A 13,619-nucleotide genomic window follows, 5' to 3' on the forward strand; every position below is an offset into this window, starting at 1 on the left:
GCTTTTTTTTAAGAAGAAGGAAGATTGGTTTTGGATCATATGAATAGCTAAAGAAGCGAGTATTGGAGGAATCGCGATTGGAAAAGTATATGTTGGCACTGGATCAAGGCACGACCAGCTCACGGGCGATTATTTTCAACCGGAAGGGAGCCGTCGTTCATTCCGCCCAGCGTGAGTTCCCGCAATATTTCCCGCAGCCGGGATGGGTGGAGCAGCAGCCGAACGAAATCTGGGGATCCATCCTTGCCGTCATCGCCGCCTGCCTGTCGGAATCCGGGATCAAACCGAGGCAGATTGCCGGAATCGGCATTACCAACCAGCGCGAAACGACGGTAGTGTGGGACAAAGAGACGGGCAACCCCGTCTATCCGGCCATTGTTTGGCAGTCGCGCCAGACGGCGGACATTTGCGAACAATTGACGGCCTCGGGGAACGGCGAGCGGTTCCGGTCGAAGACGGGGCTGTTGATCGATCCGTATTTTTCCGGCACCAAGGTGAAATGGATTCTGGATCGCGTCCCCGGCGCCAGAGAGCGCGCGGAGAAGGGCGAGCTCCTCTTCGGGACGATCGACACTTGGCTGATTTGGAAGCTGTCGGGAGGGAAATTGCATGTCACGGACTACTCCAACGCCTCGCGGACGCTGATGTTTAATATTCATGAGCTGGAATGGGACGACGAGCTGCTGAAGCTGCTCGACGTGCCGAAGGCGATGCTCCCGGAAGTCCGTTCCTCTTCGGAAATTTACGGCACAACGGTGCCTTACCATTTCTTCGGAGAGGAGGTTCCGATCGCCGGCGCGGCCGGGGATCAGCAAGCCGCCTTGTTCGGCCAAACCTGCTTCGAGGAGGGCATGCTCAAGACGACCTACGGAACCGGCTGCTTCATGCTGATGAACACGGGTGAGAAGCCGGTGGCCTCGGAGCACGGACTCGTCACCTCCATCGCCTGGGGCATCGGCGGTAAGGTGGAATATGCGCTCGAAGGCAGCATCTTCATCTCGGGCTCGGCGATCCAGTGGCTCCGCGACGGGCTCAGAATGTTCCGCGAGGCGAAGGACAGCGAGATTTACGCCTCTCGAGTGACCTCGACGGAAGGCGTGTATGTCGTTCCCGCCTTTGTCGGCCTCGGCAGCCCGTATTGGGACAGCGATGTACGCGGTGCCGTATTCGGGCTGACGCGCGGGACGACAAAGGAGCATTTCATCCGGGCGACGCTGGAGTCTCTGGCGTACCAGACCAAAGATATTCTCGCCGCGATGGAGCGGGATTCGGGATTTACCGTCGGCAAAATGCGCGTGGACGGAGGAGCGGTGTCCAACGGCTTTCTGATGGAGTTTCAAAGCGGCATTCTCGACGTTCCGGTGGAGCGACCCGTCGTGCGCGAGACGACGGCGCTGGGGGCCGCTTTCCTGGCCGGACTGGCCGTCGGGTATTGGAACGACCGGGACGAAATATGCCGTACCTGGAGCCTCGACCGCCGCTTTGAGCCAAGCATGGACGCGCCTACGCGGGAAGCGCTTTACGGCGGCTGGAAGAAGGCGGTCCGCGCTGCAATGGCCTTTAAATAGGGGCCGCCCATTTTGGCTTCTTACGGCACCATCGCCTCTGTTTCTTCATAAGATGTGTTGACTGTATCCCTTAACCTTGTTAAACCATAAAACCCGAGCAAGGAGGGGTGACGCATTTGAAGAGCAGCGATCGTAACAGCAAATTTCTGTTAACTCATCGTGAGCGGGAAGTTTTCGAACTCCTCGTGCAGGATAAAACGACGCGCGACATTGCGGGCCAGCTGTTTATCAGCGAGAAAACCGTTCGGAATCATATTTCAAATGTAATGCAGAAATTGAACGTCAAAGGTCGTGCGCAGGCGGTTGTTGAGCTGATCAAGCTTGGGGAATTGAAAATTTGACGGTTTTAGGGGACGAACCGTGAACCTTCTTTCTTCGTCCGCTTCGGCGGAGAGGAAAGAAGGTTTTTTGTTTATTAGTCGGCCGTTATTCCGCCAAGGCATTGCTGTCGGCGGCGGGGCGGAAATGAAGCTTCCCTTCAAGCTCGGCCAAACTTCCGTTGAGCGCCTTTAATCCCGGAATGAGCAGAGCTATACAGGAACATACAAGCGTCAGGAGGCCCGCGGAAACAAACAAGACAGGGACGCCGTATAGCTCGGCAAGCAATCCGCCGGCAAATGCCCCGACGGGCGCCAGGCTGCCTCCGATCAGAAAGCGGATCGAATTGACCCGGCCCTGAAGATGGGCGGGAACGAGCTTTCCGTGCAGCGAAGAGCTTAGCGAGCCGAAAAAGGGTCCGGCCGCACCGGCGGCAAAAAAGGCGGCCAGGGCAACATAATAATTCGGAATGACTCCCGGAATGATGTTGAAAAGGCCGATTGCGGCAAGGCTGCACAGCATCACCGCGCGGCGCCGCTCGATTTCGCGGATTAAGGAAATGACCGCGAGTCCGGCCAAAGTCCCCAAAGCGGAAAAAGTCGTCATGGTGCCCACGGCCGCCGCGTCACCATGCAAAACTTCCCGTACATAAGGCACCATCATCGTCCAGACCGCCATCGAATTCATATTGGAGACGGAGACCATTCCCATGATGGCCAGCATCGCGGGAAAGTGCCTATAGAAGGAGAAGCCCTCGGCGATTTCCCGGACATAGGCCCGGATGGAAAATGCGGCCGTTCGGCCGGTTTGATCGCGGCTTTTGGGCAGGTACATCAGCGTGGCGATCGCCAGGGCGTAACAAGCGGCGTTAACCCCGAGCGCGGGCAGCGCTCCCTTGGCCGCCGTGACGGCGCCCGCGAGGGCGGGGCCGAGCAGGGCGGCGGCGTTCCTGGCGCCGTCGATCACGGCGAAGGCGCGCACCAGCTTGCGGCCGTCCGCCACATTCGGTACGACGGCCATCGCCGTCGGCATAAACAGGGCCGCGCAGGAACCGCTAAGCACCGCGGCGGCGAACAAGTGCCATAGCTGCAAATGGCCGGTCAGGCCGGCTACGAGCGGCAGGGCTATGGCGATCAGACGCACGGCGGCAAGGGCGGCCATGAACCGCTCGCGGGGAAACCGGTCAGCAAGCGGCGAACCGAGCAGCCGCAGCGTCAGCTCGGGAATCCCGGAGCAAAGGGCGAGCGTACCCATCGCCAGCTTGGAGCCGGTCAGCTCGTAAATCATCCATTCCATGGCCAAGAGGCCAAAGGTATCGCCAAAGCCGCTCAGCGTAATCGTAGCCAGCAGGCCCGAATAACTGCGGTTTTTCATCGATGCATCAACCTTTCAGGAAATCTCCGATTTGGGACGGGAGACCGTTCAGGGCTTCCAAACGCAGGCTGTATTCCACATTTTTAACGGAACGGTAATGTATAATAACCAGCCCCGCCGCCCGGAGAGCGATCAAGTGATAATGAATCGTACTTTTGGACAACCCGATTTCCTTGACAATTTCCGTAAAAGTCATCTGGCTCCGCGATAACAGGCGCAGAATGCACAGGCGCGTTTCATCCGACAGGGCGCGTGTCAGTCTGAGCAGGCCCGGCGCGGGATGTCCGGGTGCCGGAGGGATGGCGTCGCAGGGATAATGGGAAAAAATAATTTCATCATAGATGCTGGAAGTGACAAGGGGGCGCGCATGGTATTGGGGGACGAGGACGATGCGCTTCAGGGCGCCGTCCGGATAAAACCTCATTCCTCCCGTAGCTTTCTCGCAGACGTCCATACCGTTTGACTCGTCCAACGATGCCCTTAACGAAGCGGCCGCCTGCGCCAATCCTGTGATAATGTCCGGATTAATGCCGCTGAAATAATGGGTGTCCCATTCCCGCAGCACCTCCAAAGCAAGACTTCGCAGCTCGGGAAGATTGGAAGGGACGGATTGCCCGCAGCTCGCGGAGATGTCGTATAACTGACCGGTTGACAATCCGTCTAGCCAATCCAGAAACTCCGGCACGGAACGCTCGCCGGGGCAGTTCCATACATACGGGGAAAGGCTGAAGTCCTCGAGCTTCTTCATGGAACTCCGCATTTTTTGCAGCACGATCGGCGCAAAATGCCCTTGAACCTCACGGACCCACAGCTTCCCTTCATCCATGGCATGATGGTTTTGTTTGCTGGCAAAAGCCGTCAGGCTGGCGATGCATTCATAAACCGGGGCGAAATCGACTTCCACTTTATAACTCATCACGGATATACAATTCCTTTCGCTTTATTGTGTTCTATATTTATAGAACTAAACTTTTGTTATATTATATTCGAACTAATTAAAAGCGGCAAGGATATTTTTCCAGTGCCTCAGTATCCAAAATAAAACAACCGTCCTGATTCCGATCAGGACGGTTGTTTGCTTGTTACTGTTTTGTTACAGGGATTTCAAATACTCCACGATGGTCAAGAGCCCTTTGTCGAAATTCTCCAGGTTGAAGTGTTCGTTCGGGGCGTGCAGATTTTCGTCCGGCAGGCCGAAGCCCATCATGACGACCGGTGCCGACAAGACGCGGGACAAGGTCGCGACGATCGGGATGGAGCCGCCGTCGTTCGTAAACAGCGCACGGGTGCCGTAAACCCGTCCGTAGGCGTCGGCCGCTTTTTGCAACAGCGGGTTGGACGGATCGATCGTAAAGGCGCGTGCCCGCTCGGTTTGTCTCACGTCCAGCTTCGCGCCGGGCTGCACCCGGCTGTTGAGATGGGCCTCAATCTTGTCCAGGATATCTTGCGGATCCTGGTCTCCGACCAGCCGGCAGGTGATTTTGGCGTGGGCTTCCTTCGGAATGACCGTCTTGGTGCCTTCGCCTTGGAAGCCCCCGTACACCCCGTTGAGCTCCAGCGTCGGGCGAACGCCGGTCCGCTCGATGAAGCTGTAGCCTTCCTCCCCGAAGAGCGTATCCAGCCCAAGGTCGGCTCTCAGCTTCTCCTCATTGAATTGCAGCTTGTCAAATTCTTTCCGCAAATCCGCCGTCAGCTCGGGAACGCCTTTGTAGAAGCCTTCGACCGCTACGCGCCCCTGGTCGTCATGCAGCGAGGACAGCAAAGCGACCAAAGCGTGCAGCGCGTTGGGAACGCCGCCGCCGAACGTGCCGGAGTGCAGGTCGGTGTTGGCGGTCCGTACTGTCACTTCAAGCGAGCAGAGGCCGCGCAGCCCGACGCAGATCGCCGGCTTGCCGGGTTCGAGGAGCTGCGTGTCGGAGATCAGCACCACATCGGCCGCAAGCTTGTCCTGGTTAGCTTCCAGGAAAGAGGGCAGATTCGGGCTCGTAATTTCCTCTTCGCCTTCAATGCAGAATTTGATATTGACGGGCAGTTCTTTTTCCTGACTCAGAATCGCTTCCACCGCTTTGACATGCATGAACATTTGGCCTTTATCGTCCGTGGCACCGCGGGCATACAGCTTGCCGTCCCGGATGGTCGGCTCGAACGGAGGGGTATCCCACAGCTCGACAGGGTCGACCGGCTGCACGTCATAATGGCCGTAAACCAATACGGTCGGCTTGCCCGGAGCATGAAGATGTTCTCCGTAAACGACGGGGTGACCTTCCGTCGGATATACCTCAACGTTTTCCATTCCTGCGCGCCGCAGGGAATCGGCAACCCATTTCGCCGCGTTCAGAACGTCGCCCTTATGCTCGGACGAGGTGGAAATGCTCGGAATGCGGATCAATTCGCCGAGTTCTTGCAGATGCACATCCCTGTTTTTTTGAAAATATGCTTGATAATCCATCTTGGTCAGTTCCTCCTGAACATGTTCTCCCCATTATTTTACACCTTTTTGGCCTATAACACGAATGGCCGGCCCGTTATTTTGTCATGAATCGGAGCAGGCACCTTAAAATAAACTTAAAAATATTTCACCTTTTTTTATAATTCCTTAAGGTAAGCCGGACATAATTCTGTTAAAGTCATAAAGTAGAAAGCTTTTTATAAATGAAGGGAGTCATGTAGACAAATGGAAGACAAAGATAATAAGGATTTACAAGAAATTAAGGGGCCGCAGGACCAGCCGGATACGTCCGAGGACAAGGCTGACGGCGGACAGGCCTCTTTTGAGGATACCGATGCCGTCCTTGACGATCAAACCGCCGAGGATAAAAATCAAGACATCGCTTCCGTATCATCCTTGGATCCCGATCACCGGGATTCCGCGGAGGAAGGGGCAAGCCGGAAGCCGGGGGCCAAATTGGTGTGGCCGATCGTATCGCTTGTACTGGCCGTACTGCTGGTTGCAGCGCTGATCAATCCTCCATTTGCCGCGAAGAAAGCGGAGGCCGTAGCCAGCGTCAACGGCATCGAAATTACGAAAGATCAGCTCTATAATGAACTGGTCACATACGGCAGCGGCGAAGCGGCGCTCGACACGCTGATCACGAAAGAGCTCATTCGCCAGGAAGCTCAGAAGGCCAATGTCGAGGTTACGGAAGCCGACGTCGATAAGGAGATCCAAGGATATATCGAGTCTTTCGGCTCCGAGGACAATTTGAATCAGGCGCTGGTGGCCAACGGCATGACGCTTGCGCAACTGCGTGAAAATATCCAAATGAACGCGCTCTTGACCAAGCTGCTCGAACCGCAAGTGACGGTTACCGACGACCAGATCAAACAAACATTTGAAGACAACAAAGAATCCTTCAATACGCCGGAGCAGGTACGTACTTCGATTATTCTGGTGGCGACGGAAGCGGAAGCCCAGGAAGTCATTAAGGAGCTCAAGGCCGGCAAGGACTTTGCCGAACTGGCGAAGAGCAAATCGCTGGATGAAGCGACGAAAGCGAACGGCGGAGACACCGATTTCTTTGCCCGCGGCGAGATGGAGGAAGCGGTCGAGGAAGCGGCCTTCAAACTGGCCAAGGATGAAATCAGCGAACCGGTGAAGACGAGCGCCGGATATGAGGTCATCAAGCTGACCGACCGTAAGGAAGCCCATACCGCCACCTTGGAAGAGAAGAAGGATGAAATCCGCGAAGGGCTGGTCGCCCAGCAAGTATCCCAATTGTCGGGAACATGGATGGAGGACATCAAGAGTAAGGCAAATATCACGAATAAGCTGACCGACACGGCCGACGACGCCGATGCGGCAGCCGGTGCCGCAGCCGATACCGGAGCGGCAGCCGACGCGGAGAGCGGAGCGAATACCGCCGAATAAGATATCGCAGGAATGCACAAAGGGAAGCCATAGCGCTTCCCTTTTTTTCGTTTGGCCGCAAGGCTTAGGAGCGAGGGAATCTTTCTTTTTCGCGGAGCAAACCCGGAAATGGGGGTTTACGGATCGGATGCCTCTAGCTATACTGAAGAAAATAACCACTTTTTTATTATAAAAAGGAGATAATATCCCATCATGAAAAATCCCATTATTGCATCATTTCAGGGCGGGCTGATCGTTTCCTGCCAGGCGCTTGAAGGCGAAGCGTTCTACGGCGGCGAATACATGGCCAAATTCGCGATCTGCGCCGAAGCGGGCGACGCGGTCGGGATCCGGGCGAATACCCCGGCCGACATCAAAGCGATTAAGGCCGTAACGAAGCTGCCGTTAATCGGGCTATGGAAACAGGATTACGACGGATACGAAGTATACATCACGCCTACGCTTAGGGAAGTAGAGGAGGTCATCGCCGCCGGAGCCGATATCGTGGCCATGGACGCGACGCTGCGCGACCGTCCGGGCGGCGTCCCCTTGCAGACGATCGTTCGGGAAACCAAACGGGCCCATCCCGAGGTGCTGCTGATGGCGGACGTATCGACGACGGAGGAGGGAATCGCCGCCGAGCAGGCCGGTTTCGATCTCATTTCCACAACACTGTCCGGTTACACGCCCTACAGTCCGCAGTCAAGCGATCCCGACTTTGAGCTGATCGCCGAGCTTAGCCGCCGCGTGTCCATTCCGGTATTAGGCGAAGGGCGGATTCATACTCCCGAGCAAGCGGTCCGCTGTTTGCGGGAAGGGGCCTTTGCCGTGGTTGTCGGAGGCGCGATTACAAGACCGGATACCATCACCAGAAAATACACCGAAGCGATGGCTCAATTTATTGATGAATGATCTCTTCGCTAAGGAAGACAAACCTAAGGTTGGGAGTGTGTTGCCAATATGAGTTCACAAGGCGAAGCGGCAATCGGTCTGGATCTCGGCGGGACGAATATCAAGGCGGGGCTGGTCGCCCGCGACGGAACCGTCATCCATCGCCTCAGCCTGCCCACCGAAGCCCACAGAGGCGGGGAGGCGCTGATGGACCGCCTGTCCGAAATCGTGCTGGCCCTGCGGGAGCATGCTATGAAGCACGACTGGCGCATCCGCGGCGTCGGCGTCGGCTCCGCCGGGCAAGTCAGCCGGGAGAAGGGGGCCGTCATAGGGGCCACGGCGAATTTGCCGGGCTGGGCCGGCATGGAATTGGCGGTCCGCCTGGAGTCCCGCACCGGGCTGCCCGTTGCCGTTGACAATGACGCCAATGCGATGGCATTCGGCGAAGCTTGGGCGGGCGCCGGCCGCGAGTGGCGCGATTTTGTCTGCGTCACGCTCGGGACCGGGGTCGGCGGCTGTTTGATCCTGGACCGCGAGCCCTACCGGGGCAGGGACGGCTTCGCGGGCGAATTCGGACACCATGTCGTCGAACATGGCGGAATTCCATGCAACTGCGGCCGGACCGGATGCTGGGAGCAGTACGCTTCGGTGACGGCGCTGATGAGGATGACGCGGGAGATCAAGGGAGAAGCGGAGCTGCTGGCCACGCCGACCAAAGTTTTCGGCAGCGCCAGAGAAGGGTACGGCCCCGCGCTAACGCTTGTCAACGAATATGCAAACTATATCGCCATCGGTTTGGCGAATTTGATTCATCTGTTTAATCCGCAGGGCATCGTGATCGGCGGAGCCGTTACGCAGCAGGGAGATTTCCTGTTCGACCGGGTGCGGGGAGCCGTTGCCGGGCTGCTTCTTCCGGTCTATAAAGATGCCGCGGAGGAAATCCCGATCGTTCCGGCCGCGCTCGGCAATGACGGCGGGGTCATCGGAGCGGTAGCGGGGTATTTTATCAAATCGGATTGAAAGAGGAGATCGGATTGCCGAACGAACAAGGCATGGGAAAAACGCTGTTATCGATCCGCAGCCATTTGAACGGTTTGACCAAGACGGAACAAAAAGTGGCCCGTTTCATTCTGGACAACGCCCAGGATGTCATCTATTACTCGGTTACGGAGCTGGCGGAAAAGGCGGATGTGGGCGAAACGACGGTGCTGCGCTTATGCCGCAAATTGAAATTTCACGGATTCCAGGATTTCAAGCTTACGCTCGCCCAGGATCTGGTCAAGCCTTCCGACCGGATATCGCATGAAATCACGGAGAACGACGACGCTTCGGCGTTGAACCGCAAAGTTATCTCCATGCATGTCGGAGTGCTGGAGCAAACCTCGGAGCTGGTGAATTCCGAGCGCCTGGAGCAAGCGATCGCTCTGCTTCACCGCGCGGAAAATATCAACTTCTTCGGAGTCGGCTCCTCCGGGCTGACGGCCCTTCAGGCCGCGCACAGCTTCACCCGGATCGGCAAGCGCAGTCAGGCGGTAACAGATCCGCATTTTCAGGCGATGGAGGCTTCACTCATAAAGCAAGGGGACGTCGCGGTCGGAATTTCGGTTTCCGGAAGCACGAAGGATACGATGGAAACCTTGGCTTTGGCGAAGCAAGCCGGAGCCGACATCTTGGTCATTACAAGCAACGCGATATCCCCGATCACCAAGCTGGCGGATATCGTGCTGCTGATGGTGGCTCGGGAAAGCCCGCTGCAAGGCAGCTCGATGTCCGCAAAAATTTCCCAATTGGCGATCGTCGACATTTTGCATACCGGCGTCGCGTTCAGAATGAAGGACGAGGCGCTGAAATTCAGGGAAATGACGGCCAAAGCCATCACGGACAAACTGTATTGAGCTACAAGGGGATTTGAAAATGTTCCGCGGGTAAGAACATGATCGGACGAGGGCGCTGCGACGGCCAAGTCCGGGCATGTTCTTTTGCTTTTGAAGCGTTACTTAGGGTGGTCTAACCGGATTCCCGAGTGCTATGATGAGTTGGGAAACGTTGGTTCAAGGAGGGCGATGCGATGAGACCATTGTGCAAGGTGATTATCGTTGATGATGAAATGCTCGTCAGACAAGGAATCAAGCACCTTCTGGATTGGGAGCGCGAGGGCTATAGCATCATCGGCGAGGCGGCGAGCGGAAGCGAAGCGCTGGAACTGGTGGAGAAGCTTCACCCGGATATCATTATGACGGATATCGTTATGCCGGTCATGGGCGGGGAGGAATTCGTCAGAATCGTCAAGGAAAAGCATCCGCAAATCGAAGTCATCGTGCTTAGCAGCTTCAGCGAATTCCACTATGTCCGGTCGACGTTTCAAAGCGGCGTGGCCGACTATATTTTGAAGCCGAAATTGGAAGCGGATACACTCCTAAACGTACTCAACAAAACCGTCGAAAAAATACCGCGTTTACGCGGGCTGCCGGGAGCCGGAGACAATGCGGCCGCGGCCGGACGGTTCGAGCGGGCCGTTGAAAGTCTGCTCGCCGGGTATGAAGCGGAGATCGATCCGGCTTTGCTCGCGGCGAAGCTTCCGTACGGGCGGTACATGTGGTTTGGGGCGGAATTAAATCATTTGAAGGATAAGGGGAACAGGGAACGTTTTACGGAAAATATAGAAAGCGAATTTGCCCGCCTTGGTTTGGAGAAGGCCGCCTGCATCCCCGTGAGGCATTCCCCGGAACGGTCGCTTTATTTGGTCAACGGCGATCCGGAGCACTGGGACGATCTTCTCCTGGGGCTGAGGCAGCTGGCGTCGCTGCTGCCGCAAGGGAAAGAAGGATATGCGCATTTTGTCATCAGCCGAAGCTTCTCCCGTTTCGGTCAGCTCGGCGAAGTGTACCGGGACAATTATTTGAAGCTGGCCAGGTACAGCTTTTACTTGCCGGAGCGCAAGCTGATCGAACACGGTCATTTGCCGGGCCCTCCCGCGGCATATGGGGAGTTTGACATGGCCGAATTGACGGAGCTGCTGAAGCGCAGGCAATTCCGGAAGGCGTTTGACGGATTTCTCGAGTACATTGATCTTCGTTCCGCGGATTACCGCAGCGATATTTTCGAGTTCAAGTCGCTGCTCGGCAATTTTATATTCAATGTCACGACGGCGCTGGGCAAGCTGAATTTCGATGCCGGGAAGCTGGAGGAGGCGAAATACGGCTATTTCCGGAAAATAGACGAGGCGCTTTACGCCAGAGACGCGGTCGCGGTTGCGGAAGAGTTCCTTATGATAGCGGAGCGGGTGATCGGCGAGGCGGACGTAACGGCGAATCCGAATGTGCGGGCGCTGCTGCGGTACATTGAGGAGCACTACGCCGAGCCGATTACACTGTCGGAGGCGGCGAAGCGGTTCCATTTCAACGCCTCTTATTTATCCAGTTATTTTACGGCGCATAACCATGAAGGATTCAGCGAGTATCTCAGTAAAGTCAGAGTGGAGAAAGCTAAGGAGCTGCTGATGACGACGGACGCCGCGATTGCGGAAATCGGCGAAAAGGTGGGCTACGCGGATCAAAGCTATTTTACCAAAGTGTTCAAGAAGCTCACCGGGGTTTCGCCGAGCAGCTACCGGAGACAGGGCCCGGCGGGGATGGGGGAATCATGATAAGCGGCATGATGAGCAGACTGAGGAAGCAGGGACTCTTCCTGAAGCTGTTTTTGGTAACGCTGATCAGCATTGTCACGGTATCTCTCCTGACGCTGGCCATCACCATCCGCATGTCGGAGAAGCTGTTCGTCGAAACGTTCAGCATTACGAACGGCAAGCTGTTAAGCCAGATCAAGGCGAATTTGGAGGGCTACAACAATGCCGTCGCCACCAGCGTAACGGCGATCGCGCAAAATGCAGCCATCCGGAGTTATTTGTCGAGCGGCGAGACGGAGGCCGTACCGCTGGCTATACAGACTTACAATATGACCCAAGGGATGAAGTCCATCCGTTCCAACTTAAGCGCCTATGATGTCGCGATCATGATCGTCGGCGCGAACGGCCGGAGCTATACGACGGATCCCTGGTATTGGCCGGTGACCGGGGACATGCTGAAGAATCATCCGCTTACGGAGAAGACGAAGGCGCATCCGGCTCAAATTATGTACCAGCTTTATATGGGCAAGGATCGCGAAGGAAATAAGGAGGAACCTGTACTCGTAGCTTCCAAAGCTCTGTTCGACCGCGTCGGCGGCAAAACTTACGGCTTGGCGTATGTGGCGATCCGGGACCGGAATTTCAAGCCGCTATACGCCAACTTCACCAGCGAAGGCAATGATGTGCTGCTGTTGAATAACGAGGGATTGATTATTTCCGGCAACCGGGACGGGCTGATCGGCCGGAGTGATCCGCAACTGCTGCGGGAGGCTGCCTTAGCCCGAAGGGACCACAATCAGGCGGCATCCTCCTATGTTCAGGGCCGTGAGGCGATCCTGCTGTCCGAATACTTACCGGAATTGAATTTCTATCTTGTCAATCTGATCGACAAGCGGGCCGCCATCGGCCAAATGGTGAACGCCAAAGCGGTGACGCTGACGATCATGGGAATCGTGGCGGTCTCCCTCATCCCCGTATTTTTGATCACCCGCAAAATGACCAAATCGCTGCGGGTGCTGGTGGATCAGATGTCGGCGGTTCCGTTCGGCGGGTTCGACCATTATGTCGATGTCACCGCCAGCAGCTATGAGGTCAGGGAGCTTGGCAATGCGTTCAATTTCATGCTGGAGGAGCTGAACGATTACGTGAACCGGCTGATGGAAACCGAGAAACAGCAGCGGAATGCGGAGCTGGCGGCGCTCCAGATGCAGATCAATCCGCATTTCCTGTATAATACGCTCGCGTCGGTCAAATTCCTCGTTCAGCAGGGCAACAAAGAGAAAGCGGCGGAGACGATCAACGCCCTGATTTCGCTGCTGCAAAATACGGTCAGCGATCCGGCCTCGACCATCCCGGTCTCACAGGAGTTGGAAACTTTAAAGCACTACGTGTTTATCAATCATGTGCGCTACGGCGAAAGAATCCGCGTCCATTTTTTCGTCGAGCCCGAGAGCCTCGATTACCGCCTGCCCAAGCTCATGATCCAGCCGTTTATCGAAAATGCCTTTTTCCATGCGTTCCATAAGAAAGCGGAGGGCAGCATCGTGATCATGATCGCCGTCCGCGAAGACCGGCTCGTCTGCGAAGTGGCGGACAACGGAGACGGCATGGATGCGCGGGAATACAAGGATAACTGTTCGGATACACAGGAGGAATTGCCCGCAACCAGGCGGAACCGCCAATTGTTCTCCGGCATCGGCATACGGAATGTGGACAACCGGATCAAGTATATGTACGGGGATAACTACGGCGTCGAGATTACAAGCAAGCCCGGGGAAGGTACCAAGGTGAAGATTGCGCTTCCGCTAAATAAAAGCTAAAATTTTTACAAAAATCCAATAAAAGTTCAAATACTCGTAATTCACCCCCAGACAGGATCCAAAATTCGCACCAATGCCTGCAAATAAAATACAAAAGAAGACGAATGCAAGATGCTAAGATGGAGGCGTAACGGAAAGCGCTTCCATTTTTTTGATTTCGGAAACAGAAGGGGGAT

The 13,619-nt window shown here is 55.9% G+C and carries 11 protein-coding genes; 8 read left to right on the forward strand and 3 right to left on the reverse strand.

Translation table 11 applies throughout. From position 1 onward, the window contains the following. Positions 1 to 77: 77 nt before the first annotated feature. Both glpK and V3851_RS19190 read left to right on the forward strand, forming a co-directional pair. Positions 78 to 1,568, forward strand: a complete 1,491-nt coding sequence (gene glpK, locus V3851_RS19185; protein ID WP_331848172.1) for a glycerol kinase GlpK — start codon at positions 78 to 80, stop codon at positions 1,566 to 1,568. 116 nt (positions 1,569 to 1,684) lie between these two features. After that, complete coding sequence (locus V3851_RS19190) at positions 1,685 to 1,909, forward strand: helix-turn-helix domain-containing protein (RefSeq protein WP_009225122.1); 225 nt, start codon at positions 1,685 to 1,687, stop codon at positions 1,907 to 1,909. Positions 1,910 to 1,994: 85 nt separating this feature from the next. Here V3851_RS19190 and V3851_RS19195 read toward each other — a convergent pair whose 3' ends face one another. From V3851_RS19195 to V3851_RS19205, 3 genes are all read right to left on the reverse strand, one after another. Next, complete coding sequence (locus V3851_RS19195) at positions 1,995 to 3,260, reverse strand: MFS transporter (protein WP_331848173.1); 1,266 nt, start codon at positions 3,258 to 3,260, stop codon at positions 1,995 to 1,997. Positions 3,261 to 3,267: 7 nt separating this feature from the next. Next, positions 3,268 to 4,176 carry an ArsR/SmtB family transcription factor gene (locus V3851_RS19200; protein ID WP_331848174.1) on the reverse strand — a complete coding sequence of 303 codons (909 nt, stop codon included), beginning with the start codon at positions 4,174 to 4,176 and terminating at the stop codon, positions 3,268 to 3,270. 177 nt (positions 4,177 to 4,353) lie between these two features. Continuing rightward, positions 4,354 to 5,709 (reverse strand): dipeptidase, encoded by a 1,356-nt coding sequence (locus V3851_RS19205; RefSeq protein WP_331848175.1) that lies wholly within the window; start codon positions 5,707 to 5,709, stop codon positions 4,354 to 4,356. 225 nt (positions 5,710 to 5,934) lie between these two features. Between V3851_RS19205 and V3851_RS19210 the strand changes: the two genes are divergently transcribed. The 6 genes from V3851_RS19210 (at position 5,935) to V3851_RS19235 (ending at position 13,443) form a co-directional block, all read left to right on the forward strand. Continuing rightward, positions 5,935 to 7,128 carry a peptidylprolyl isomerase gene (locus V3851_RS19210; protein WP_331848176.1) on the forward strand — a complete coding sequence of 398 codons (1,194 nt, stop codon included), beginning with the start codon at positions 5,935 to 5,937 and terminating at the stop codon, positions 7,126 to 7,128. Positions 7,129 to 7,320: 192 nt separating this feature from the next. Next, positions 7,321 to 8,019: an N-acetylmannosamine-6-phosphate 2-epimerase gene (locus V3851_RS19215; protein WP_331848177.1), complete on the forward strand. Its 699-nt coding sequence runs from the start codon at positions 7,321 to 7,323 to the stop codon at positions 8,017 to 8,019. Positions 8,020 to 8,067: 48 nt separating this feature from the next. Next, complete coding sequence (locus V3851_RS19220; RefSeq protein WP_331848178.1) at positions 8,068 to 9,018, forward strand: ROK family protein; 951 nt, start codon at positions 8,068 to 8,070, stop codon at positions 9,016 to 9,018. 14 nt (positions 9,019 to 9,032) lie between these two features. Beyond that, complete coding sequence (locus V3851_RS19225) at positions 9,033 to 9,893, forward strand: MurR/RpiR family transcriptional regulator (protein WP_331848179.1); 861 nt, start codon at positions 9,033 to 9,035, stop codon at positions 9,891 to 9,893. Positions 9,894 to 10,066: 173 nt separating this feature from the next. Then, entirely contained in the window at positions 10,067 to 11,644 is a 1,578-nt protein-coding gene (locus V3851_RS19230) for a response regulator transcription factor (protein WP_331848180.1), read from the forward strand. Continuing rightward, positions 11,641 to 13,443 carry a sensor histidine kinase gene (locus V3851_RS19235; protein ID WP_331848181.1) on the forward strand — a complete coding sequence of 601 codons (1,803 nt, stop codon included), beginning with the start codon at positions 11,641 to 11,643 and terminating at the stop codon, positions 13,441 to 13,443. The genes V3851_RS19230 and V3851_RS19235 overlap by 4 nt, the downstream gene beginning before the upstream one ends. Positions 13,444 to 13,619: the final 176 nt, after the last annotated feature.

This window comes from Paenibacillus haidiansis, assembly GCF_036553665.1.
GTDB classification, from domain to species: domain Bacteria; phylum Bacillota; class Bacilli; order Paenibacillales; family Paenibacillaceae; genus Fontibacillus; species Fontibacillus haidiansis.

What these genes read in the sequence shown, in the direction of transcription:
- V3851_RS19235 (WP_331848181.1), top strand. Translation starts at nt 11,641, where the DNA reads ATGATAAGCGGCATGATGAGCAGACTGAGGAAGCAGGGACTCTTCCTG.
- V3851_RS19205 (WP_331848175.1), bottom strand. Translation starts at nt 5,709, where the DNA reads ATGGATTATCAAGCATATTTTCAAAAAAACAGGGATGTGCATCTGCAA.
- V3851_RS19215 (WP_331848177.1), top strand. Translation starts at nt 7,321, where the DNA reads ATGAAAAATCCCATTATTGCATCATTTCAGGGCGGGCTGATCGTTTCC.
- V3851_RS19200 (WP_331848174.1), bottom strand. Translation starts at nt 4,176, where the DNA reads ATGAGTTATAAAGTGGAAGTCGATTTCGCCCCGGTTTATGAATGCATC.
- V3851_RS19220 (WP_331848178.1), top strand. Translation starts at nt 8,068, where the DNA reads ATGAGTTCACAAGGCGAAGCGGCAATCGGTCTGGATCTCGGCGGGACG.
- V3851_RS19230 (WP_331848180.1), top strand. Translation starts at nt 10,067, where the DNA reads ATGAGACCATTGTGCAAGGTGATTATCGTTGATGATGAAATGCTCGTC.
- V3851_RS19210 (WP_331848176.1), top strand. Translation starts at nt 5,935, where the DNA reads ATGGAAGACAAAGATAATAAGGATTTACAAGAAATTAAGGGGCCGCAG.
- V3851_RS19195 (WP_331848173.1), bottom strand. Translation starts at nt 3,260, where the DNA reads ATGAAAAACCGCAGTTATTCGGGCCTGCTGGCTACGATTACGCTGAGC.